Source organism: Pseudonocardia humida, assembly GCF_023898865.1.
Lineage (GTDB): Bacteria > Actinomycetota > Actinomycetes > Mycobacteriales > Pseudonocardiaceae > Pseudonocardia > Pseudonocardia humida.
On sequence record NZ_JAGSOV010000020.1, the window covers coordinates 38,514 to 60,441 of the forward strand.

Consider the following 21,928-nt stretch of genomic DNA (forward strand, 5'->3'; position numbering starts at 1 on the left):
GCAGGGGTCTCCCCGGGGTGGGCACGCGCGTCGGGTGGTGGACGGCGGAAGACGGAGGGCTGAGCGTGGTCGGGCTGCGGACAACGGCGACGGGCGTCGCGGCGGCGGTCGCGGTGGTGGCCGCGCTCGTCGCGGCCGCCGCCCCCGGACCGGCCGCGACGGCCGCGGGCACGGTCGCCGCGGGCGCCGTCCCGGCCCCCGTGCCCGCGGCCGTCACGGCGCCCGCCCGATCCGGTCCGCCCGCACCCTCCGCCCCGACCCCCGGCCCGCAGTGGGCGCCGGTCGCCGACGCCGCCATCCGGCCCGGCGTGCTCACCGAGACCGCCGGCGGCGGCCTGTGCACCAGCAACTTCGTCTTCGCCGGCGGTGGGCGCACCTACCTCGGGCAGGCCGCGCACTGCGCGGGCACCGGCGCCGACACCGAGATCGACGGCTGCACCGCCGCCACCCTCCCGCTCGGCACCCGGGTGACGATCCGGGCCGCCGACGGCACCCGCCGCGCCGGCACCCTGGCCTACAGCTCGTGGGTCGCGATGCAGGCAGGCGGCGAGACCGACCCCGCCGCCTGCGCGGGCAACGACTTCGCCCTGGTCGAACTGGCCCCGGCCGACGTCGCCGACGTCAACCCGAGCGCGCCGTTCTTCGGCGGCCCCACCGGCCTGCACACCGGCGGCCTGGCCGCCGGGGCCGAGGTGTTCGGCTACGGCAGCCCCCGCGCCCGCATCGGCTCCGGCGCCTCGGCGCCGCTGCGCCCCAAGGTCGGCGCCGCCGCCGGGCCCGCCCCCCCCCCCCCCCCCCCCCCCCGCGCCCCCCCCGGCCCCCCCCCCGCCCCCCGCGGGGTCGGCGACTCCGGCGCCGGCTACCTCGACGCCGACGGGCGGGCCGTCGGCCTGCTGTCCACGCTCACCCTGAACAGCGCCGAAGGCGTCAGCGACGGGCTCACCGACCTCGCCGCCGCGCTGGGCTACGCCGCGGCCAACGGCGGGCTCGGCGGCGTGGAGCTGGTGCTGGGCACCGAGCCGTTCACCGCGACCCCGCCCGGGGTCCCGCTCACCGCGATCGCCCCGCCCGCGGGCCCCGGCGTCGGCGGCTGACCCGCCCCGTCCCCAGAGTTCAGGAAAGCCACGATGCCGCCCTCCGCGGACCGCATCGTGGCTTTCCTGAACCCGGGACCGGCCGGTCGGCCGGGCGCGAGCGTCAGGCGTAGACGGCGGGGTCGAGCGTGCCGATGAAGGGCAGGTCGCGGTAGCGCTCGGCGTAGTCGAGGCCGTAGCCGACGACGAACTCGTTGGGGATGTCGAAGCCGACGTACTGGACCGGCACGTCGACCTTCACCGCGTCCGGCTTGCGCAGCAGCGTGCACACCGCCAGCGACGCCGGGCCGCGCGACTCCAGGTTCTTGAGCAGCCAGGACAGCGTCAGCCCCGAGTCGATGATGTCCTCGACGATCAGCACGTGCCGGTCGGCGATGTCGCGGTCGAGGTCCTTGAGGATCCGCACCACGCCCGACGAGGACGTCGCCGACCCGTAGGAGCTGACCGCCATGAACTCCAGCTGGACCGGCAGCGGCAGCGCCCTGGCCAGGTCGGTCATGAACATCACCGCGCCCTTGAGCACCCCGACCAGCAGCAGGTCGGACGTGGCGCAGCGCTCGGCGTAGTCGTCGGCGATGCGGACCGCGAGCTCGGCGGTCTTGGCGCGGATGTCGTCCTCGGTGACCAGCGTCGAGGCGATGTCACCGTCGTACACGGTGGGAGCCCTCCCGGGGGTGTGGTGGCGGCCGATCGGCCGACCATCCGGCCGTCTGGAGGGAGAGCGTGCCACGCCCGCGCACCAGCTCCAACCCGCCGGGCAGCGCCACACCACCACGATCGGGACCCCGACCTGCGAGGACGTCGGCGGCCCCGAGGTGGACGGCGGTGAGCCCGGTCACCCCGCGGCCCGCCAACCAGGTCCGCAGGACGCGCCGGCGCACCGCGGGGTGCAGGTCGCCCAGCGGGGCCAGCGGCAGCGTGTCGGGCTCCGGCGTGTCGACGACGAGGCTGGTCAGGGCGGTCGCGGCGACCGCGTCGAGCGCGTCGGCGTCCTCGCGGAGCTGCTCGGCGGTGCGGGCCAGGGCGCCCGCCACCCCGCCGGAGAGCACCTCCTCCAGCAGCGGCAGCACCTCGTGGCGCAGCCGGACCCGGGTGAAGCGCGGGTCGGCGTTGTGCGGGTCGTCCCAGACGGGCAGGCCGAGCGCGGCGCAGGCGGCCCGGGTGGTGGCCCGCCGCACGTCGAGCAGGGGGCGCAGCCAGGGCGGGTCCCAGGTGCGCATGCCGGCCAGCGACCGGGCGCCCGAGCCACGGCCCAGGCCGAGCAGCACGGTCTCGGCCTGGTCGTCGAGGGTGTGGCCGAGCAGGACGGGCGAGTCGGGGTGCGGCCGGGCCGCCCGCAGCGCCGCGTAGCGTGCCCGGCGGGCCGCCGCCTCCACCCCGCCCGCGCCGACGACGTCGACCCGGTGCACCGCGGTCGCGATCCCGAGCCCGGCCAGCCGCTCAGCTGCCTCGGCGGCGCGCGCGTCCGACCCGTCCTGCAGGGCGTGGTCGACCACCGCGGCGTGCACCGGCCGGCGGCCGGCGACCGCGGCGACCGCGGCGGCCAGCGCCGTCGAGTCGGCCCCGCCCGAGCAGGCGACCAGCAGCGGCACCCCGGCGTCGACGGGCGTCGCGCGCAGCGCCGTGCGCACCGCCCGGCGCACGCGCGCCACCGCCGCGTCGGTGGGTCCTCCGGTCACGCCGTCACGGTCGCACGGGCCGCGCGACTCAGCCGTGGACCCGGCGGATCCAGGCCCCCGCATCGGTCAGCTCGGCGCGGGTGGGCAGCGTCTCGGGGTTCTCCCACACCCGGTTGAACCCGTCCATGCCGGTGGCCAGCACCACGTGCGAGGTGAACGCGGAGCCGACCGCGTACTGGCGGACCTTGGCCTCCACCCCGAGCAGCGCCCGCAGCAGCCGGTCGACCAGGCCACCGCCGCGGCGGCGGACGGTGAACCGGTGGCGGATGGTGGCGACGCTGGGGACGACGTCGGGGCCGACGGCGTCCATGACGTGGTCGGCGTGGCCCTCCAGCAGGGTGGTCAGGGCGAGGAGCCGGTCCAGCACGGCGCGCTGCTCCGGGCCCTGCAGCAGCTCCACGATGGCCAGCGAATCGCCCTTGGACGTGCGCACGGCCCGCACCAGCTCGGGCAGCTTGTCGATCGAGGGGCGCTCGCCGTCGCCGGTCCAGCCCCGGCCCAACGAGAGGAACCGGCCGATCTCGCCGGAGAAGTAGTCGCGCAGCCAGGGCACCGCGGTGAACTGCAGCCGGTGGGTGGCCTCGTGCAGGCAGACCCAGAGCCCGAAGTCGGCGGCCGGGACGTCGAGGGCGCGCTGCGCGGCGTGGACGTTCGGCGCCACCAGCAGCAATCGCCCGGCCTGGTCGGGCCCGCCGAACGGGTCGTACTGGCCGAGCACGCGCCCGCCCAGGTAGGCGACCAGCCCGCCGAGCTGCAGGCCCGCCGTGCGGGCGGTGAACGCCCTGGCCACCCGGGACACCGCGGGCAGCTCGGCGCCCGCGGTCAGCTCGGCCATCCCGTGCAGCGCGGCCTCGGCCCACCCGGGCCGGTCGACCACGTCCGCGGGCAGCAGGGCCAGCCCGTGCCCGAGCCCGGTGACCTCCCGGACGTGGCCCTCCGCGACGCGGGCGTCGGCGCGCAACCGGCCGACGAGCTCCACCGCCTCCTCGCGGGTGGCCTCCGGGCCGGAGTTCATCAGCCGCGACGCGGTGCGCACGGCCAGGTCCCAGTCGACCGGCAGGCCCAGCTCGGTGGGGCCGGGGTCCGGACGGGTCTCGTCGATCGCGCGCGTCACCCCTCCACGCTACGCACCGCCTGCGGGTCCGCGCAGAGCCGAGAGCGCCCCGACGGCGGGAAAGCGCGCCCGGGAACCCCCAGTCGGGACGATCCGGTCGGATCAGGGCGCGGGCTCCTCCCCGGTGCGCCGGACCATCGGCAGCACGGTCGCCCGTGCGCCGCGCTCCACGGGCCGCGGGTGCGCCACCCACGGCCCCGGCAGCAGCAGGCCGTCGCCGAGGCGCAGCAGCGCCCCGACCGTCCCGCGACCGGTCGCCCCGATCAGCGGCTCGTCGTCCAGCGCGAGCACGGCGTCGGCGGTGAGGTGCCCCGCCTGCACGTCCACCAGCAGCCCGCCCCGCACCACCGCCACGACCCGCCGCAGCCGCAGCGTGATCACCAGCTCGAAGCGCAGCGCGGTGATCGGGGAGCCGCCGGCGAGCACGTCGACGGTGGGGTGGTGGGTGGAGGTGATCCGGTGGTCGCCCAGCCGCACCTCCTCCGCGGCCCGCCCCACCCGCGTGCGCAGGACCGCGTCGGCCAGCTCCATCCGCTCGGCCCACCCGTCCACCACCAGCTCGCCGATGTCGATGTCGAGCAGCCGGTGCAGCACCTCGCCGACCCGCTCGTCGAGCACCCGCCCGGCGTCCGACGGCAGCTGCGGCGTCCCCACCAGGACCCGCTCGGCAACCCCCGCGCGGTGCAGCGCCCCGGAGAGCACCTCGCTGTGGTGCGCGCCCAGCAGGGACGCCACCGTCGTCGGCATCGCCAGCAGCGCCGTCACGCCCCCACCCGCCCGATCCCCCGCTCGCCGTTCCGCGGACCACCCGCAGACCCGGGCGGTTCCGCCCACCCCCAGCGAGCCGCACCACCCGGGCCGCCTCCGACCCGTCCCCCGAGCCGAAGAGTCCCCGCACCCCCACCCTGATACAGGCCCTCCCACGATCCAGGACGCGACACCACCGCGCGCACCCCTCGCCTGATGTGCAGGCCCCAGACGATGTGCGCGGCCACCACAAGCACGCTCGCCCCCATCCCCGAGCCCGCCGCGCCCACGCGCACACCCAGCCGCCACCGCGCGCACCTACTCGCCACCGCGCACACGTCCGAACATGTGCGCGGTGGCCACACGGTGCGCGCGGTGCCCGGGCCCTCCGCCGAAGCCGCCGATCTCCCCGGCAACCCCCGCCGGTCCCCCCGGAGAAGTGCCCCCTGCCGTCGCGTCGGCACGCGCAGCGTGCATGGTCGGCACGACCCCCGCACCCCCAATGCCAACCGCACCCGTGGATGCCAGGCGTGCGGGGGTCGGGACGGCCATGCCAACCTTCGTGGGACGACGCGACGGCAGGGGGCACTTCGACCCCCTGCTCGAGCCAAGGCCCCCGCCGGAGGCGCCGCCGGAGGCGCTCTTCACCCTCCCTCCGCCGAGCCCTTCTCCCGGAGCGGACGCCCGCGGACGCCCTCAGTAAGCAGGAACGTTGCCGGGCGGCGTGCCCAGCCTCGTGAGAACCGGTGGGGCGAAGGCGGGGTGAAGAGCGCCTGCGGCGGCGCCTCCGCGGCGGGCGACCTCGGATCGAGCAGGGTCCGGCCCCTGCCGTCCCGTCGTCACGCCCAGCGAAGCACGTCCGCCGCAACCCCCGCACGGTTGGGAGCGTCGGCCAGCCGGTTGGGAGCGGGGGGTGCGGGGGTTGCGTCGGCCGCGCTCTGCTGAGCGCGCCGACGTGACGGCAGGGGCCTCGGGGAGGGGAGTGGCGCTGCGCGCCGCCTCACCGGGGCCCGCCTCGCGGCGCTGCGCGCCGCATCGGCCGAGCGAGAGGGCATTCGCCCAACGAGGTTGGGCGAGAGTCACTCTCGTCCCACCTGGGTGAGCGAGTGGCGCGCTCGGCCAACCACGTTGGGCGAGAGTCCCTTCGCCCAGCCGGGCGAGCGGTGGAGCGGGCCAGCTCGGCCGGGCGAGCTGTGGGGCACCCGGTCAGCGGGACGAGAGTGGCTCTCGTCCCGCTCAGCCGGACGAAGGCGACTCTCGTTGCGCCAGATCGAGCGAGAGTGACCCTCGTCGCGCTGGGAGGCAGCACCGGCTCGGCACGTCGCGGACGAGAGGCCGCGCCCGGCGGGGTCAGCGGCAGCCGCAGGCGGAGAGCGCGGCGGCTATGGCGTCCAGCTTCGGGCGCACCACCGAGGCGCTGTCGCCGTTCGACATCAGGGCGAACACCAGGAGCCTGCCGTCGGAGTCGGTCACCACCCCGGCCAGGCTGCTCACCCCGGTCAAGGTGCCCGTCTTGGCGCGGACGACGCCGCGGCCGGCGGCGGCCGGGCCGCCGGGGGTGAAGCGGTCGTCGAGGGTGCCGAAGCCGCCCGCCACGGGGAGTCCGGTGAGCACCGGGCGGAGGAACTCGACGTCGCCGTTGCCGGTGGCGGGGGCGGCTGCGGCGGCGAGCACCGAGCCGAGGAGGCGGGGGGTGACGCGGTTGGCGGTGGACAGGCCGCTGCCGTCGACCAGGACGGTGCCCGCGGGGTCGAAGCCGGCCTGGCCGAGTGCGGCGAGGACGGCGGCGCCGCCGTCGGTGAACGTCGAGCCGCTCTTGCGCGACAGCGCGACCTGGCGGGCCAGCACCTCGGCGAGCACGTTGTCGGAGGTGCGCAGGGTGTGCTCGACGAGCTCGGACATCGAGGCGGAGGTGACGCTGCCCAGGCGCTGGGCGCCGGGGGCCGCGGTGGTGGTGTCGACGTCGTCGGGGTCGGCGCCGAGCAGGCCGGCCAGGGCCCGGCCGGCGGCGAGCGCGGGGTCGGTGATGCGGGGGCCGTCCTGCAGGGCGGGGTCGATGCGGCCGCCGTCGAGCATGAGCGGCTCGATGGGGGCCACGTAGCCGGCGGGGATGTCCGCGGGCAGCCAGCCCTCGGCGAGGGTGGGGCCGGAGTAGAGCGAGGTGTCGACGAGGACGCGGCGGACCGGTGCGGTCATCGCCTTCTCGACCTGGTCGGCCAGCTCGGTGAGCCGCGACGGGTCGGGGTAGACGGTCGCCTCGCCCGGCGGGAGGGCGGTGAGCGTCGGGTCGCCGCCGCCGATGAGGACGACGGTGCCGGGGTCGGGGCCGAGGACGACCCGGGTGGCCAGGGTGTCGGTCGGGTTGAGGGTGAGCAGCGCCGCGGCCGCGGTGAGGAGCTTGCCGGTGGAGCCGGGGACCAGCTGGCTCTCGGGGTCGCGCTCCCAGAGGGTCTGGCCGGTGGCCGGGTCGACGACGACGCCGCCGAAGCGGCCGGGCACGGCGTCGGCCGGGCCGTCGAGCCGCGCGGCCAGGCCGGAGCCGCTGGGGGTGGGGGCGTCCGCGGCCAGCGGGCCCAGCACCGGGGTCGGCACCGGGAGCGCGGGCACCGCGGGCGGGCGCGGCGTGCCGAGGCCGGGCACGAGGCCCGGCGCGGTCAGCGCCAGCGCGGCGGCCGAGCTGCACAGCAGGCCGACGACCACCACCGCGACCAGGACCCACCGTGCCCGGCCCGCTCGTGTCCGACCTGGGGCCCGTCGACCTGACACCACTCCCGGCCTCCACCGTCCACTGCGACGTCCGCGCCCGCCACCGTGTCGGGCGACGAGAGGGTCGGCCGGTCACCACACCGCCGATCCGGTCCCCGACAATAGAGCCGGCGCCGGGGCCGGTCGGGTCCGACCGGCCCCGACGTCTGCTCGCCAGCACCCTCCGACACCGCAGGAGCGACAGTGGACTTCGACGTGACCATCGAGATCCCCAAGGGTGGGCGCAACAAGTACGAGGTGGACCACGAGACGGGGCGCATCCGCCTCGACCGCACCCTGTTCACCGCCACCCAGTACCCGGCCGACTACGGCTTCATCGAGGACAGCCTCGGCCAGGACGGCGACCCGCTCGACGCGCTGGTCCTCGTGCAGGAGCCGACGTTCCCGGGCTGCCTGATCCGGGCCCGGGCGATCGGGATGTTCCGGATGAAGGACGAGAAGGGCCCCGACGACAAGGTCCTCTGCGTGCCCAGCGACGACCCCCGCCAGGAGCACCTGCGCGACATCCACCACCTGCCGGAGTTCGACCGGGCCGAGATCCAGCACTTCTTCGAGATCTACAAGACCCTGGAGCCGGGCAAGAGCGTCGAGGGCGCCACCTGGGTGGGCCGCGCCGACGCCGAGCGGGAGATCACGGCCAGCTGGCAGCGGGCCAAGGACGCCGCGGCCGAGCACGGCGGCCACTGACGGCGGGCCGCCCGCCCGCGCCGCCGGTTCAGGAAAGCCACGATGCCGCCCTGTGCGGGCAGCATCGGGGCGGTCCAGAACCCGGGGGGGGGGGGTGGGGGCACGGGGGCGGGGCGGGAGCTGGTGGGGCCGCGGCGGCGGCCTCGGCGTCGCGGGCCTCGACGCCCGACTGGGTGCGCAGCGGCACCTCCTTCATCATCGACACCGCGATCAGGCCGAGCACGAGGATCCCGCCCGCGGTCAGGAACACCGCGCTCATCGAGTCGGCGAAGCCCTCGAGGATCGGCCGGGCCAGCACCGGGTCGGCGTCGGCCAGGAACGAGGAGTCGTCCAGCGACAGCCCACCGCCGCCGCCGTCCTGCAGACCGGCCAGGATCGGGGCGTTGGCCGGGTTGGCCGCCGTCGCCGGGTCGGCGAGCGCGGCCTGGAACCGCGGGTTCGTCGCGGCCTCGCGGAAGTCCTCGGCGATGTGCCCGCCCAGCGAGCTGAACAGCACCGACAGGAACACCGCTGTGCCCAGCGTGCCGCCCATCTGCCGGAAGAAGGTCGACGACGCGGTGGCCACGCCCATGTCGCGCGGCGACATCGCGTTCTGCACCGCCAGCGTGATCGGCTGCATGTTGGCACCGAGGCCCCAGCCGAGCAGCAGCATGATCAGCGCGACCTGCCAGTAGGGCGTGTCGACGCCGATGAACGACAGCACGACCGCGCCGACGATCATCAGCGACAGCCCGATGATCGGCCAGACCTTGTACCGGCCGGTGCGCGAGATCAGCTGCCCGGACAGCACCGACATCGACATGATGCCCAGCATCAGCGGCAGGGTCTGCAGGCCGGCCTCGGTGGGCGTGGAGCCCTTGACGATCTGCAGGTACAGCGGGAGCAGGGCGATGATCCCGAACATCCCCATGCCGGCGACCAGCGCGGCGATCGAGCCCCAGCTGAACACCCCGTTGCGGAACATCCGCAGCGGGATCAGCGCGTCGTCGCCGATCCGCCGCTCCGCCCAGACGAACGCGGCGATGCCGAGGGCGCCGATGGCGTAGCAGGCCAGTGCGGCGGGCGAACCCCAGCCCCACACCCGGCCCTGCTCGGCCACGATCAGCAGCGGCACCAGGCCGACGGTGATCGCGAGCGCGCCGGGCCAGTCGATGCGGTGGTCGCGGCGGGTGTGCGGGATGTTGAGGACCTTGACCACCACGGCCAGCGCGATGATGCCCAGCGGCACGTTGATCAGGAACACCCAGCGCCAGCCGGTGACGCCGAGGATCTGGTCCTGGCCGGCCAGGAAGCCGCCCAGCACCGGACCGAGCACGCTGGAGGTGCCGAACACCGCCACGAAGTAGCCCTGGTACTTGGACCGCTCGCGGGCCGAGACGATGTCGGCGATGATCGTCAGGGCCAGCGAGAACAGCCCGCCCGCGCCCAGGCCCTGCAGGGCCCTGGCCGCGGCCAGCTCGTACATCGAGCCCACGAACGCGCAGGCCACCGAGCCGACGACGAAGATCGAGATCGCGGTGAGGAACAGCGGCTTGCGGCCGTACAGGTCCGACAGCTTGCCGTACAGCGGCGTCGAGATCGTCGCGGTGATCAGGTAGCCGGTGGTCGCCCAGGCCTGCAGGCTCAGCCCCCCGAGGTCGTCGGCGATGGTGCGGATCGACGTGGCCACGATGGTCTGGTCGAGCGCGGCGAGGAACATGCCGATCATCAGCCCGGCGAAGATCGTCAGGATCTGCCGGTGGGTCAGCCGGCCGGCCGCCTGCGGGGCGGCGGCCGCGCTGGACTCGGACATGGGTCTTCTCCTCAGGACCGGGCCGCCGATGACGGGGCGCCGGCGGGCTCGGGGCTGGTCTGGTCGCCGAGGAAGTCGGCGGCGAAGCGGGTGAGCAGCTCGGCGAGGGCTTCCCGGTCGGGCTCGGACCAACCGGCGAGCACGCCCGCCACGTGCTCGTTGCGCCGCCTGCGGTTCTCCTCGAACACCCGGCGGCCCTCGGCGGTGGCCGCGAGCAGGGTGGCCCGGCCGTCGTCGGGGTCGGCGGTGCGCTCGACGTAGCCCAGCTTGACCAGCTGCGCGATCTGCCTGCTGATCGTGGAGGGGTCGGAGTGAACCTCCTCGGCCAGCACGACGGCCCGGCGCGGTCCGCCGTTCACCAGGTGCACCAGCAGGTGGTAGGTGGCGCGCTCGACGGCATCGGGGTGGTCGGCCTCCCGCTGCGCCTTCTTGCGCTCGATCAGCCGGATGAGCCGGATGAGCGCGGTGCCGACGCGGTCGGCGACGGCGATGTCCTCCTCGGACGGCATGTGCGACGACCTTCTCCCCGAGCCCGATCCCCAATGCGTGTGCCACGCAACAAGTTGTCGGCTACAAGCATGAGGGTTGCCGGGGCGAACCGGCAACCCGACCCGGGTGTGACCTGCGCGGTGCGCTCCGCCCGATCAGGCGACCCGCTCGAACACCGCGGCCAGCCCCTGTCCGCCGCCGATGCACATCGTCTCCAGCCCGTAGCGGGCGTCGCGGCGCTGCATCTCCCGGGTCAGCGTGGCCAGGATCCGCCCGCCCGTGGCGCCCACCGGGTGGCCCAGCGAGATGCCCGAGCCGTTGACGTTGACCCGCTCGAAGTCGGCGTCGGTGAACTTCCACTCCCGCGTGCAGGCCAGCACCTGGGCCGCGAACGCCTCGTTCAGCTCGATGAGGTCGATGTCGGGCAGCGACAGCTCCGCGGCGCCCAGCGCCTTCGCCACCGCGGGCACCGGACCGATGCCCATGGTGGCCGGCGGCACGCCGCCCACGCCCCAGGACACCAGCCGGACCAGCGGGCGCAGGCCCAGCTCCTCGGCCCGGGCCGGGTGCGTGACGACGCAGATGGCCGCCCCGTCGTTCTGGCCGCTGGCGTTGCCCGCGGTGACCGTGGCCTCCGGGTCGTCGCGGCCGAGCACCGGGCGCAGCCCGGCCAGCTTCTCCACCGACGAGTCGGCCCGGATGTGCTCGTCGGCGTCGACGACCGTGTCGCCCTTGCGGCCCTTCACCGTCACCGGGACGATCTCCTCGGCGAACCGGCCCCCGTCGCGCGCCGCCGCGGCCCGCTGGTGCGAGCGCACCGCGTACTCGTCCTGCTCGGCGCGCGGGATCGAGTACTCGCGGCGGAGGTTCTCCGCGGTCTCCAGCATGCCGCCGGGCACGGGGAAGTTGACACCGCCCGCGGTGACCCGGCCCCGCGCCAGCGCGTCGTGCAGCATGACGCCGGGCCCGCCCTTGGCGCCCCAACGCATGGCCGTCGAGTAGAACGGCGCGTTCGACATCGACTCGGCCCCGCCGGCCAGCACCACGTCCGACGCGCCCGCGCTCACCTGCATGGCCGCGTACAGCACCGCCTGCAGGCCCGATCCGCAGCGGCGGTCGAGCTGCAGGCCGTTGACGGTGACGGGCAGGCCGGCGTCCAGCGCCGCGACCCGGCCGATCGCCGGGGCGTCCATCGTGGGGTAGCAGTGGCCCAGGACGACGTCGTCGACGGCGTCGCCGGACAGCCCGGTGCGGTCGAGCAGCCCCCGGATCACCGTCGCCGCCAGGACGTGGGCGGGCACGTCGCGCAGCGCCCCCCCGAAGCCGCCGACCGGCGTGCGCACCGGCTCGCAGATGACCGCGTCCCGCATCAGATGCCTCCCTACCCGGGCGCCCCTGCGCGCCCGCCCGACCTGCCCCTAGAAGTACTGCCGGGTCAGCCACTCCGCGACGACCGCGGGTCGCTCCGAGCCCTCGATCTCGACGGTCACCTTGAGCGTCACCTGCAGCGCGCCGCCGCTGACCTCGCTGACGTCGGCGAGGTCGATGTTCGCCCGGACCTTGCTGCCCACGGGCACCGGCGAGGTGAACCTCACCTTGTTCAGCCCGTAGTTGATGCCCATCTTGACGCCGTCGACCCGGTAGACCTGCGAGGCCAGCGGCACGATCAGCGACAGCGACAGGAAGCCGTGCGCGATGGTGGTGCCGAACGGTCCGGCGGCCGCCTTCTCCTGGTCGACGTGGATCCACTGGTGGTCGTCGGTGGCGTCGGCGAACGTGTCGATGCGGGCCTGGTCGACGGTGAGCCAGTCGCTCGCACCGACGTTCGTGCCCGCCGCCGCCTTCAGCTCGTCCGGCCCGTTGAAGATCCGCATCCTGGCTCCCGGTTCGTGCAGCTCGTCGTCGCGCTGATCTGGTACCCCGGATCACCCTGCCACATCCGCGACCCCGCCAGGACCTGCTCGCCATGGCGCAGGCCACTATGGTCGGGCGTCGAACGGGGAGGCGGGTCGGACGGCATGACGGCGCAGCGGGAGCACCGGTGGTAGCGCCGCCTGCCCGTCCCGCAGGCGGGTGGCACGAGGCCGTCGCGTTCGACGGCCCGGTCGACCTGGCCACGCGGATCGCGCCGCGGATCACCGCCGCCACCGTGCTCGGCGACCCCGTCCTGGCCGTGCTGGCCCACGAGGAGCGCGGAGCGCTGCGCGCCGTGCTCGGCGACACCGCCGACCACGTGCGCTTCCTCGACCCGGCCGACGTGCACACCGTGCCGCCGTTCACCGTCGCCGTGGGGTGGGCCCGGACCAACCGGTGGATCACCGAGCCCGGCGGGCGGGCCCTGGTCGTCGGGCAGCACCTGGAGGAGCTGCCCGGCTGCGGACCCGAGTACTGGGCCCGCCTCGACATCGCCCTCGACGTGGCCACCGCGGACCTGCCGGTCACGGTGCTGTGCCCGTTCCCGACCGCGGCCCCGCAGACCCTGGTCCACGCCACCCACCCGCACGTCGGCACGGACGAGGGGGTGACCGGGGGCCTGGGCTACCGGCCCCCGCACGAGGCGGTCATCGACTTCCCGCCGCCGCCCCCGCCCGACCTCGGCCGCCCCGTCGCGCACCGGCCGTTCGACCTGGACACCCTGGCCGAAGTACGGGGCACGGTCACCACCGTCGCCTGCGCGTCCGGGCTCGCCCCGGAGGACGTCGCCGACCTGGTGCTGGCGGTCAACGAACTGGCCTCCAACAGCATCGAGCACGGTCCCGGCGCGGGCGTGCTGCGGATGTGGGACCTCGACGGCGACGTCGTCGCCGAGGTCTTCGACGGCGGCCACGTCCACATGCCCTTCCCGGGCCTGACGCTGCCCCCGCCCGAGGGCGAGCGCGGCCGCGGCCTGTGGCTGGCCTCCGAGCTGTGCGACGTGCTGCAGGTGTGGAGCGAGCCCGGCGACGGCACCACCATGCGCCTCACCATGAACCGTGAACGGGTGTCACGGCCCGCGCCGTGACCCCGCCCAGCCACCCTGATCAGGCGATCTGCAGCACGAGCTTGCCGGTGTTGTCGCCGCGGAACAGCCGCAGCAGCGTGTCGCCGAAGTCGGTCACCGCGCCCGACACGACGTCCTCCTGGCTGCGCAGCCGCCCGTCGCGCAGCCAGCCGGCCATCTCCGCGGCGGCCTCGCCGTAGCGGTCGGCGTAGTCGAAGACCACGTAGCCCTCCATCCGGGCCCGGTTGACCAGCAGGCTCATGTAGTTCGCCGGGCCGACCGGCCTGCCCCCGGCGTTGTACTGGGAGATCGCCCCGCACAGCACGACCCGGGCGCCGCGGCGCAGCCGGGTGAGCGCGGCGTCCAGGATCTCGCCGCCGACGTTGTCGAAGTAGACGTCGACGCCGTCCGGGGCGGCGGCCCGGATCCCCTTGCGGACGTCCTCGGCCTTGTAGTCGATCGCCGCGTCGAAGCCCAGCTCCTCGACCAGGAACCGGCACTTCTCCGCGCCACCGGCGATGCCGACCACCCGACCGCCCTTGATCCTGGCCAGCTGCCCGACCACGCTGCCGACCGCGCCCGCCGCCCCGGACACCAGCACCGTCTCGCCCTCGGCCATCGCGCCGACGTCGAAGAGCCCGAAGTAGGCGGTCATCCCGGTCATCCCGAGCACCGCGAGGTGGGTGGCCATCGGGGCCGCGCCGACGTCGACCTTCTGCACGCCCGAGCCGTCGGACTCGGCATACTCCTGGGCGCCGAACTGGCCGGTCACGTGGTCGCCCACGGCGAAGTCCGGGTGCCGGGAAGCGACGACCTCGCCCCCCGCGAGCGCCCGGAAGACCTCCCCGATCCCCACCGGCGGCACGTACGAGCGGACGTCGTTCATCCAACCGCGCATCGCCGGGTCGAGCGAGATGTGCGTCACCCTGACCACGAACCGCCCCTCGCCCGGCTCGCCGACCGGCTCCTCGGTGTGCTCCCAGACCTCCGGGCCGGGCAGCCCCGACGGTCGCGCGGCCAGCCTGACCTGGTGGTTGACGGTTCCTGCGGCGAGATCGCTCATGGCCAATGCCTACCCGCCGCGCGCCGGTACCGACAGCGGGCGCGCCACGGCCGCGCATCCGGCCGTCGACGCGCCGGCCGTGCACCGGCGACGATGGGCCCATGGACGCGGTGGCGCGGTTCGCCGACCTCGTCGAGCGGCCCGACCCGCCGCTCGACCGGGCCGCCCTCGCCATCGCCGCGGGCGCCGACCCCACGCTCGACCCCGGGCCGTGGCTGGCCGAGCTCGACCGCCTCGCCGCCGGCGTCCGCGACCTGGACGACCTGCTGCGCAGGCTGTTCGTCGAACGCCGCTTCGCCGGCAACACCCGCGACTACACCGACCCGCGCAACTCCCTGCTCGACCACGTCCTGCGCCGCAGGCTGGGCATCCCGATCACGCTGGCCGTGGTCGCGATCGAGGTCGGGCGGCGGGCGGGGGTGGCGCTGGAGGGCGTCGGCATGCCGGGCCACTTCCTCGTCCGCCCCACCGGCTCCCCCCGCCACCTCGACGTCTTCGCCGGCGGCGCCGAGCTGAGCATGGCCGAGTGCGAGCGGCTGTTCCGGGCGTCCTCCGGCGCGGGCCGCCGCACGCCCTTCGGCCCGCACCTGCTCGCCGCCGCCCCCACCACCGCCATCCTCACCCGGATGCTGCTCAACCTGCGCGGTGTCTACCGCGCCCGCCGCCAACCCCACGACCTGGAGTGGGTGCTGCGGATGCGGCTGGCCCTGCCCGGCGCCGACCTGACCGACCTGCTGGAGCTGGCCGAGACCCTCGGCGACCAGGGCCGATGGGTGGAGGGGGCGCGGCTGCTGGAGGAACGGGCCGAGACGGTGACCCCGGCGCGCGCGATGCCGCTGCGCACCGCGGCGCGCGCCCTGCGCGCCCACCTGAACTGACCCTCGCCGCAGTGGGAGATCCGGTGCCCGACCCCACGACCCGACACGGGAGCAACGACATGGCCGATCCGCCCGCACCCCCGAGTGGGGCCCGCCTGTCCGACGACGAGATCGACGGGCTCCTCCAGGGCATCGCCGACGGCTTCCGGTCGCAGCTGCGCGCGCCGGTCCTGCACACGCCCGACGAGGTGGGCCTGGACTTCGAGGACGTCACCTTCCCGTCCGCCGACGGGGTTCCGCTGGAGGGCTGGTTCATCCCCGCCCCCGGAGCGGACCGCGTGGTCGTGGCCAACCACCCGAGCGGGTTCAGCCGGTCCGGTCTGCCGAGCCACCTGGAGCCGTGGCGGTCGCGGTGGGCGTCCAGCGGCAACGCGATCGAAGTGGACTTCGTGCCGGACTACCGGATCCTGCACGACGCCGGCTACCACGTGCTGGCCTACGACCTGCGCAACCACGGTCTCAGCGGCGCGGCCAACGGGGGCATCGGGACCAGCGGGCTGTTCGAGGCGCGCGACGTCGTCGGATCCCTGCGGTACGTCCGGTCCCGGCCGGACATCCGGGAGCTGCGGATCGGCCTGCTCAGCCGCTGCCTCGGCGCCAACGCCACCTTCGCGGCGATGACGCAGTCCCCCGACGCCTTCTCGACGGTGCGGGGTGTGGTCGCCGTGCAGCCGCTGACGACGCGGGTGATCCTCGAGCGCCAGCTCGCCCTGGCCGGGGTCCCCACCAGCGCATCGACGACCGGTTGATGGCCGACCTGAGCAGGCGCCTCGTCCTCACCACCGGCATCGGTCTCCCGCGGCGCGCCCCGATCGAGTGGGCGCGCAACGTCACCGTGCCGGTGTTCCTCCTCCAGGTGCACGACGACGTCCTCACCGACCCGAGCGACGTCCGGGCGATGTTCGACGCCGTTCCCGGCGACCGCAAGAGGCTGCACTGGGTCCCCGGGACCACGCGCCGCTGGGACGGCTACCTGGAGTTCCAGCGCCGGCCCGAGCCCGTCCTGGACTGGCTGGGCACCACGATGGTCGCGGCGGCCGACCCCGTCGCGCGGTGACCGGCGTCCCGCCTCAGCTCGAGCAGGGGGCCGACAGGGACTCAGGAGAGGGGGCGGATGCCCCAGCTGCCCGTCCACTCCTCGCCCGCGGCCAGCTCGATCAGGCCCACGCCCGTGTTGAGGGCGTCCGGCGGGCAGGTCATCGGCTCGACCGCCACCGCGCGCCCGCGGTCGGGGTGGTCGTCGGGGGTGAAGACCTGGACCCAGCCGAACACCGGCTCGGCCCACATCTCGACCTCCCCGGCGGGCCCGGCGAGGCGGTGGCGGACCAGGCCGTCGGTGGGGGTGCAGTCGCCGAAGGCGTGGTCGAGCTCGCGGCCCCGCAGCGGTCGGCCCGCGCGGAAGTCGAGGTCGCCGGAGACCGGGACGGTGGGGCCTGCGGGCAGGCCGCCGTCGAGCGGGAGCGACGTCCCGGCTGACAGGGTGAGCACGGAGTCGTCGGTCTCGGAGTCGCCCGCCCGCAGGTACGGGTGGGCGCCCACGCCGAACGGCACCGGGGCGCCGCCGATGTTGCGGACGGTGTGGGTGACGGTCAGGCCGTCCTCGCCGACCGCGTAGCGGATGTCGGTGTCCAGCGGCACCGGCCAGCCGGGCTGCACCGTCACGATGGCGCCGAGCGTGATCGAGCCCTCGGTGCGCTCACGGATCTCGTAGACGGTGTGGCGGAGCAGGCCGTGGATGGCGTTGCCGCCGGCGGGCTCGGTCAGCGCGAGCTGCTGGGGCTCGCCCCGCCAGGTCCAGCGGCCCTTCGCCACCCGGTTGGGCCACGGCACCAGGATCGTGCCCGCGCCGCGGGGCGGGCGGCGGTCCTCGGCGAACGTCTCGACGTAGGGCCGGCCGCCGGAGGAGAAGGCGCGCAGCCCGGCGCCGACCTGGGTGAGCACGGCTCGCGCCGGGCCGGCGGAGATCTCGAGCTGCTGGCCGGTCGGGAGCATCGGTGTCACCACGCCCGGCAGCCTAGGACGCCGCCCCGTGCCGCGTCGGTCGAGACCCGCCCGGCGCGGCACGTCGTCGGGTGAGCGTCGTCGCGTGGACGCCGAACGGCCACCGGGCTCGCTTACCGTGGCGGGGTGGCTTCCTCCCGCAGGCTCCGGGCCCTGATCACCAACGACGACGGAATCGACTCGCCGGGGCTGTGGACCCTGGCCGCCGGGGCCCGCGCGGCCGGGCTGGACGTCGTGGTCGCCGCACCGCACGTCGACTCCAGCGGGGTGGGCGCCTCGGTGTGGTCGGTGCGCGACGGCGGGCGCACCCGGCTGCACGCCAGGGAGCTCCCCGAGCTGGTCGGCGTGCCGGCGTTCGCGGTGGAGGGCCACCCGGCGTTCATCGTGCACTCCGCCGGGCGGGGGTGGCTCGACCCCCAGCCCGACCTGGTGCTCTCCGGGGTCAACTACGGCGCCAACACCGGCCACTCGGTCCTGCACTCGGGCACGGTGGGGGCGGCGCTGGCCGGGTCGCTGCACGGGTGGCGGGGGCTGGCGGTGTCGCTGGACAGCGGCCCGCAGATCCCGGACGTCGCGCACTGGGAGGCGGTGCACGCGGTGCTGCCGCAGGTCGTCGACCTGCTGCTGGGCTCGGTCGAGGGCACGGTGCTGTCGCTGAACGTGCCCAACCGACCGGCCGCGGAGCTGGGCGAGCTGCGGGAGGCGCGGCTGGCCCGGTTCGGTTCGGTGCAGATCCGGGTCGACCGCAAGAGCGGCGACGACGGCGACGCCCTGCACGCCACCTACGTGGAGAACAGCTCCCCCGAACCGGGCACCGACATCGCCCTGCTCGCCGAGGGCCACCCCACGCTCACCCGGCTGGTCTCGGTCGGCGAGCTGCCCGGCGTCCTGAACCCCGTCCCCGCCTAACCGTCGAGAACGAAGTTGTCGTCAGTTTGGACCGGTCCAAACGACGACAGCTTCGTTCTCGACGGGGGGGTCAGTGCTCGTCGGCGCCCGTGAGCTCCAGCTCCAGGCGGTCGGCCACGTCGACCACGACCCGGAAGGCGCGCTCGAAGCCGGTCAGCTCGGTGTCGCCGAGCGGGATGGAGTGCCGGAACAGGGCCAGGCCCTTCTCGTCGATGACCCCGCCGACGACCGACTCCCCGGCCCGTTGCAGCAGCGCGACCAGGTCGATCTCGGCGGTGCGCCCGACCGGGGAGGTGATCTGCGCCCACGGGTGGCCGTCCTCGCCGGTCACCAGCCGGACCGCGACGATCTGGCTGCGCTCGCCGACGGTCGGCAGGTTGAACCACAGCTCGCCGTCGGCCGACTTCATGATCTCGTAGCGGACCCGCACGAAGACACCCAGGTCGTCCCAGCTGGCCACGATGTCGCCCTCCGTCTCGTCGTTCGCCGGGAGCAGCCTGCGTCTCGCCGTCGGCCGGACGGTACCGCTCCCACCCCGACGTGGGGCAACCGCGGGCGATCCTCAGCCGAGGCCGAGCTGGCGGGCGATCAGCATCCGCTGCACCTCCGAGGTGCCCTCGCCGATCTCCAGGATCTTGGCGTCGCGGTAGAACCGCCCGACCGGGTACTCGTTCATGAAGCCGTAGCCGCCGAAGACCTGGGTGGCGTCGCGGGCGTTGTCCATCGCCGCGTTGGAGGCCACCAGCTTGGCGATCGCCGCCTCCTTCTTGAACGGCTCGCCGCGCAGCATCTTCGACGCCGCCGCGTAGTAGGCCAGCCGGGCGGTGTGCGCCCGCACCTCCATGTCGGCGATCTTGAACTGGATGGCCTGGTAGCTGCCGATGGCGTTGCCGAACGCGTGCCGCTCGTGGGCGTAGCGCACCGACTCGTCGACGCAGCCCTGGGCCAGCCCGACCGACAGCGCGGCGATCGCGACCCGGCCCTCGTCGAGGATGGACAGGAACTGGGCGTATCCGCGGCCGAGCTCGCCCACCAGGTTCGCGGCCGGCACCCGGACGTCGTCGAAGAACAGCTCCCGGGTGTCCGACGCGCTCCACCCGACCTTCGAGTACTTCTCCGAGACCGTGAACCCCGGCGTGCCGGCCGGGACCAGGATCGCCGAGATCTCCTTGCGGCCGTTCGAGGTGCCCGTGACCGCCGTGACGGTCACCAGGCTGGTGATGTCGGTGCCGGAGTTGGTGATGAACGCCTTCGAGCCGTTGACCACCCACTCGTCGCCGTCCGGGGTGGCGGTGGTGCGGGTGGCGCCCGCGTCGGAGCCGCCGCCGGACTCGGTGAGCCCGAACGCGCCCAGCCGCTCGCCCGCGGCCAGCGCGGGCAGCCACTCGCGCTTCTGCTCCTCGGTGCCGAACCGGTAGATCGGCATCGCGCCCAGCGACACCCCGGCCTCCAGGGTGATCGCCACCGACGAGTCGACCCTGGCCAGCTCCTCCAGGGCCAGGCAGAGGGCGAAGTAGTCGCCGCCCATGCCGCCGTACTCCTCGGAGATGGGCAGCCCGAACAGGCCCATCGCGCCCATCTTCGCGACCAGGTCGTACGGGAACTCGCCGCGCTCGTAGAGCTCGCCGATGACCGGCGCGACCTCCTTGCGCGCGAACTCCTCGACGGTCGCCCGCAGGGCCGCGTGCTCCTCGCTCAGGGTCAGGTCCATGGTCACTCCTCTCCCGCTGCGGGCTCGACGACCGCCAGCACCTCGTCCTTCGCGACGGTCGCGCCGACGGCCGCGGTCACCTCGCGGACCGTCCCGTCGACCGGGGCGGTGAGCACGTGCTCCATCTTCATCGCCTCCACCACGACCAGCCGGTCGCCCGCCGCGACCACCTGCCCCGCGACCACCTCCACGACGGTGACGGTGCCGGGCATCGGTGAGCGCACCGGCCCGCCCGCGCCCTGCTCGGCAGCGGCCGCCGCCTCCAGCGGAGGGCGCTCGCGCACGGCCCACGCCGCGCCGTCGCGACCGAGCCAGAGCACCTCGCCGTCGCGGGCGACCGTGTAGGCGCGGGTGAGGCCGTCGACGGTGACGGTGAGCCGGTCGCCCGACAGCGCGCCCGAGCACCGCCGCTCCGGCCCGTCGCCGACCCGGCAGGCCGCGTCGGCGGCCCGCCCGCGCACCCGCACGGCCACCGGCTCGCGCCCCGCCACCGCCATCTGCCAGCTCACCCAGGCCGGCTCGCCGACCCGCCAGCCACCCGGCACGTCGAACGGGTCGACCACCGCCCCGGTGGGCTCCAGCTCCAGCAGGGCGTGCACGGCCGCGGCGACCAGCACGTCGTCCGAGGGGCCCGCGGCGGTCCAGTCGTCGACCCGGCGGCCGACCAGACCGGTGTCGAGCCGCCCGGCCCGCACGTCCGGGTCGGCCAGCAGCGCGCGCAGGAAGGCGATGTTGGTGCCGACGCCGAGCAGGACGGTCTCGCGCAGCGCCGCGTCCAGCCTGCCCAGCGCGTCGGCGCGGTCGTGCCCCCAGGCGACGACCTTGGCCAGCATCGGGTCGTAGTCGCTGCCGACGACGGTGCCGGTCTCGACGCCGGAGTCGACGCGCACCCCGGCCGGGGTGCGCAGGGCGAGGATGCGCCCGCCGGTGGGCAGGAAGCCGGCCGCCGGGTCCTCGGCGTACACGCGGGCCTCGACGGCGTGCCCGCGGGCCCGCACGTTCAGCGGCCACGGCCGCACCTCGCCCGCCGCCACGCGCAGCTGCGCCTCGACCAGGTCGATGTCGTGGACCTCCTCGGTCACCGGGTGCTCGACCTGCAGCCGGGTGTTCATCTCCAGGAAGTAGAACTGGTCGGGCCGGTCGGCCCCGACGATGAACTCGACGGTCCCGGCCCCGGTGTAGCCCACGGCGCGGGCGGCCTCGACCGCGGCCGCGCCCATCCGCTCCCGCTGCTCGACGGTCAGCAGCGCCGACGGCGCCTCCTCGACGATCTTCTGGTGCCTGCGCTGCAGGCTGCACTCGCGCTCGCCGAGGTGGATGACGTTGCCGTGGGTGTCGGCCAGCACCTGCACCTCGATGTGGCGCGGGGTGGTGATGAGGCGCTCGACCAGCAGCGTGTCGTCGCCGAAGGAGGCGCGGGCCTCCCGGCGGGCCGAGGTGATGGCCTCGGCCAGCCCGGCGGCGTCGTGCACCTCGCGCATGCCCTTGCCGCCGCCGCCCGCGGAGGGCTTGAGCAGCACCGGGTAGCCGACCTGCTCGACGGCCAGCGCCAGCTCCTGGTCGGAGAGCCCGGCGCCGTCCGAGCCGGGCACGACCGGCACCCCGGCCTTGGCCACGGTGGCCTTCGCCGCGATCTTGTCGCCCATCGCCTCGATGGCCGCGGTCGGCGGCCCGACGAACACGACGCCCGCCTCCGCGCAGGCCGCGGCGAACGCGGTGTTCTCCGACAGGAACCCGTAGCCGGGGTGGACGGCCTGGGCCCCGGTGGCGCGCGCCGCCTCGACGATCCGCTCGATCGACAGGTAGCTCTGCGCGGCCGGGGGCGGCCCGATCCGCACGGCCAGGTCGGCCGCCGCGACGTGCGGGGCCCCCGCGTCGGCGTCGGAGTACACGGCGACGCTGCGGATCCCCATCCGCCGCAGCGTCCGGATCACCCGCACCGCGATCTCGCCGCGGTTGGCGACCAGCACGGTCTCAAACATGCGTCGTCCCCCTCTCCCCCGTGTCAGGAAAGCCAC

General features: G+C 75.2%; 21 protein-coding genes. 7 read left to right on the forward strand and 14 right to left on the reverse strand.

Translation table 11 applies throughout. The features are described 5' to 3' along the window. Positions 1 to 65 precede the first annotated feature (65 nt). Positions 66 to 1,094, forward strand: coding sequence for a serine protease (locus KDL28_RS09275; RefSeq protein ID WP_252436998.1), 1,029 nt, complete (start codon positions 66 to 68; stop codon positions 1,092 to 1,094). Positions 1,095 to 1,197: 103 nt separating this feature from the next. Here the strand turns inward: KDL28_RS09275 and hpt are convergent, their stop codons facing one another. The 5 genes from hpt to dacB all read right to left on the reverse strand — a co-directional run bounded on the left by hpt (position 1,198) and on the right by dacB (position 7,337). Then, positions 1,198 to 1,749, reverse strand: coding sequence for a hypoxanthine phosphoribosyltransferase (hpt, locus tag KDL28_RS09280; RefSeq protein ID WP_252436999.1), 552 nt, complete (start codon positions 1,747 to 1,749; stop codon positions 1,198 to 1,200). Continuing rightward, positions 1,736 to 2,773, reverse strand: coding sequence for a tRNA lysidine(34) synthetase TilS (gene tilS, locus KDL28_RS09285; RefSeq protein WP_252437000.1), 1,038 nt, complete (start codon positions 2,771 to 2,773; stop codon positions 1,736 to 1,738). Before tilS ends, hpt begins: the two co-directional genes overlap by 14 nt. Before the next feature lie 28 nt (positions 2,774 to 2,801). Next, positions 2,802 to 3,887, reverse strand: coding sequence for an Rv3626c family coenzyme F420 biosynthesis-associated protein (locus KDL28_RS09290; protein WP_308215972.1), 1,086 nt, complete (start codon positions 3,885 to 3,887; stop codon positions 2,802 to 2,804). A 102-nt stretch (positions 3,888 to 3,989) separates the two neighbouring features. Further along, entirely contained in the window at positions 3,990 to 4,652 is a 663-nt protein-coding gene (locus KDL28_RS09295; RefSeq protein ID WP_252437001.1) for a hypothetical protein, read from the reverse strand. Between the two features lie 1,332 nt (positions 4,653 to 5,984). Continuing rightward, complete coding sequence (dacB, locus tag KDL28_RS09300) at positions 5,985 to 7,337, reverse strand: D-alanyl-D-alanine carboxypeptidase/D-alanyl-D-alanine endopeptidase (protein WP_252437002.1); 1,353 nt, start codon at positions 7,335 to 7,337, stop codon at positions 5,985 to 5,987. Positions 7,338 to 7,583: 246 nt separating this feature from the next. On the opposite strand from dacB, the gene KDL28_RS09305 reads away from it, so the two are divergent. Next, positions 7,584 to 8,087 carry an inorganic diphosphatase gene (locus KDL28_RS09305; RefSeq protein ID WP_252437003.1) on the forward strand — a complete coding sequence of 168 codons (504 nt, stop codon included), beginning with the start codon at positions 7,584 to 7,586 and terminating at the stop codon, positions 8,085 to 8,087. Between the two features lie 28 nt (positions 8,088 to 8,115). Here KDL28_RS09305 and KDL28_RS09310 read toward each other — a convergent pair whose 3' ends face one another. The 4 genes from KDL28_RS09310 to KDL28_RS09325 all read right to left on the reverse strand — a co-directional run bounded on the left by KDL28_RS09310 (position 8,116) and on the right by KDL28_RS09325 (position 12,242). Further along, a complete protein-coding gene (locus KDL28_RS09310) occupies positions 8,116 to 9,879 on the reverse strand; it encodes an MDR family MFS transporter (protein ID WP_252437004.1) in 1,764 nt (587 codons plus the stop codon). An 11-nt stretch (positions 9,880 to 9,890) separates the two neighbouring features. Beyond that, positions 9,891 to 10,388, reverse strand: a complete 498-nt coding sequence (locus KDL28_RS09315) for a MarR family winged helix-turn-helix transcriptional regulator (protein ID WP_252437005.1) — start codon at positions 10,386 to 10,388, stop codon at positions 9,891 to 9,893. Positions 10,389 to 10,523: 135 nt separating this feature from the next. Then, a complete protein-coding gene (locus tag KDL28_RS09320; RefSeq protein ID WP_252437006.1) occupies positions 10,524 to 11,738 on the reverse strand; it encodes an acetyl-CoA C-acetyltransferase in 1,215 nt (404 codons plus the stop codon). A gap of 48 nt (positions 11,739 to 11,786) precedes the next feature. After that, positions 11,787 to 12,242, reverse strand: a complete 456-nt coding sequence (locus KDL28_RS09325) for a MaoC family dehydratase (protein ID WP_252437007.1) — start codon at positions 12,240 to 12,242, stop codon at positions 11,787 to 11,789. A gap of 167 nt (positions 12,243 to 12,409) precedes the next feature. Between KDL28_RS09325 and KDL28_RS09330 the strand changes: the two genes are divergently transcribed. Next, on the forward strand, positions 12,410 to 13,369 hold the full coding sequence (locus KDL28_RS09330) for an ATP-binding protein (RefSeq protein ID WP_252437008.1): 960 nt from the start codon (positions 12,410 to 12,412) through the stop codon (positions 13,367 to 13,369). A 19-nt stretch (positions 13,370 to 13,388) separates the two neighbouring features. Here KDL28_RS09330 and KDL28_RS09335 read toward each other — a convergent pair whose 3' ends face one another. Then, positions 13,389 to 14,411 carry an NADP-dependent oxidoreductase gene (locus tag KDL28_RS09335; RefSeq protein WP_252437009.1) on the reverse strand — a complete coding sequence of 341 codons (1,023 nt, stop codon included), beginning with the start codon at positions 14,409 to 14,411 and terminating at the stop codon, positions 13,389 to 13,391. A gap of 101 nt (positions 14,412 to 14,512) precedes the next feature. Between KDL28_RS09335 and KDL28_RS09340 the strand changes: the two genes are divergently transcribed. From KDL28_RS09340 to KDL28_RS09350, 3 genes are read left to right on the forward strand one after another with little or no spacing between them, the layout of a single operon-like run. After that, entirely contained in the window at positions 14,513 to 15,289 is a 777-nt protein-coding gene (locus tag KDL28_RS09340) for a transglutaminase-like domain-containing protein (protein ID WP_252437010.1), read from the forward strand. A 59-nt stretch (positions 15,290 to 15,348) separates the two neighbouring features. After that, a complete protein-coding gene (locus KDL28_RS09345; protein WP_252437011.1) occupies positions 15,349 to 16,038 on the forward strand; it encodes an alpha/beta hydrolase in 690 nt (229 codons plus the stop codon). Then, positions 16,038 to 16,346 carry a lysophospholipase gene (locus KDL28_RS09350; RefSeq protein ID WP_252437012.1) on the forward strand — a complete coding sequence of 103 codons (309 nt, stop codon included), beginning with the start codon at positions 16,038 to 16,040 and terminating at the stop codon, positions 16,344 to 16,346. The genes KDL28_RS09345 and KDL28_RS09350 overlap by 1 nt, the downstream gene beginning before the upstream one ends. A gap of 41 nt (positions 16,347 to 16,387) precedes the next feature. Here the strand turns inward: KDL28_RS09350 and KDL28_RS09355 are convergent, their stop codons facing one another. After that, on the reverse strand, positions 16,388 to 17,281 hold the full coding sequence (locus KDL28_RS09355; protein ID WP_252437149.1) for an aldose 1-epimerase family protein: 894 nt from the start codon (positions 17,279 to 17,281) through the stop codon (positions 16,388 to 16,390). A gap of 135 nt (positions 17,282 to 17,416) precedes the next feature. Between KDL28_RS09355 and surE the strand changes: the two genes are divergently transcribed. Further along, a complete protein-coding gene (surE, locus tag KDL28_RS09360) occupies positions 17,417 to 18,199 on the forward strand; it encodes a 5'/3'-nucleotidase SurE (RefSeq protein WP_252437013.1) in 783 nt (260 codons plus the stop codon). A gap of 70 nt (positions 18,200 to 18,269) precedes the next feature. Here surE and KDL28_RS09365 read toward each other — a convergent pair whose 3' ends face one another. The 3 genes from KDL28_RS09365 to KDL28_RS09375 all read right to left on the reverse strand — a co-directional run bounded on the left by KDL28_RS09365 (position 18,270) and on the right by KDL28_RS09375 (position 21,892). Further along, positions 18,270 to 18,659: a hypothetical protein gene (locus KDL28_RS09365; RefSeq protein WP_252437014.1), complete on the reverse strand. Its 390-nt coding sequence runs from the start codon at positions 18,657 to 18,659 to the stop codon at positions 18,270 to 18,272. Positions 18,660 to 18,761: 102 nt separating this feature from the next. Beyond that, positions 18,762 to 19,910 (reverse strand): acyl-CoA dehydrogenase family protein, encoded by a 1,149-nt coding sequence (locus KDL28_RS09370; protein WP_252437015.1) that lies wholly within the window; start codon positions 19,908 to 19,910, stop codon positions 18,762 to 18,764. Positions 19,911 to 19,912: 2 nt separating this feature from the next. After that, the gene (locus KDL28_RS09375; protein ID WP_252437016.1) at positions 19,913 to 21,892 is read right to left on the reverse strand and encodes an acetyl/propionyl/methylcrotonyl-CoA carboxylase subunit alpha; all 1,980 of its coding nucleotides are present in this window, start codon (positions 21,890 to 21,892) and stop codon (positions 19,913 to 19,915) included. Positions 21,893 to 21,928: the final 36 nt, after the last annotated feature.

Coding starts and splice junctions, on each gene's coding strand:
- KDL28_RS09310 (WP_252437004.1), bottom strand. CDS start 9,879: ATGTCCGAGTCCAGCGCGGCCGCCGCCCCGCAGGCGGCCGGCCGGCTG.
- KDL28_RS09315 (WP_252437005.1), bottom strand. CDS start 10,388: ATGCCGTCCGAGGAGGACATCGCCGTCGCCGACCGCGTCGGCACCGCG.
- KDL28_RS09320 (WP_252437006.1), bottom strand. CDS start 11,738: ATGCGGGACGCGGTCATCTGCGAGCCGGTGCGCACGCCGGTCGGCGGC.
- KDL28_RS09325 (WP_252437007.1), bottom strand. CDS start 12,242: ATGCGGATCTTCAACGGGCCGGACGAGCTGAAGGCGGCGGCGGGCACG.
- KDL28_RS09335 (WP_252437009.1), bottom strand. CDS start 14,411: ATGAGCGATCTCGCCGCAGGAACCGTCAACCACCAGGTCAGGCTGGCC.
- KDL28_RS09340 (WP_252437010.1), top strand. CDS start 14,513: ATGGACGCGGTGGCGCGGTTCGCCGACCTCGTCGAGCGGCCCGACCCG.
- KDL28_RS09345 (WP_252437011.1), top strand. CDS start 15,349: ATGGCCGATCCGCCCGCACCCCCGAGTGGGGCCCGCCTGTCCGACGAC.
- KDL28_RS09350 (WP_252437012.1), top strand. CDS start 16,038: ATGGCCGACCTGAGCAGGCGCCTCGTCCTCACCACCGGCATCGGTCTC.
- KDL28_RS09355 (WP_252437149.1), bottom strand. CDS start 17,281: ATGCTCCCGACCGGCCAGCAGCTCGAGATCTCCGCCGGCCCGGCGCGA.
- KDL28_RS09370 (WP_252437015.1), bottom strand. CDS start 19,910: ATGGACCTGACCCTGAGCGAGGAGCACGCGGCCCTGCGGGCGACCGTC.
- KDL28_RS09375 (WP_252437016.1), bottom strand. CDS start 21,892: ATGTTTGAGACCGTGCTGGTCGCCAACCGCGGCGAGATCGCGGTGCGG.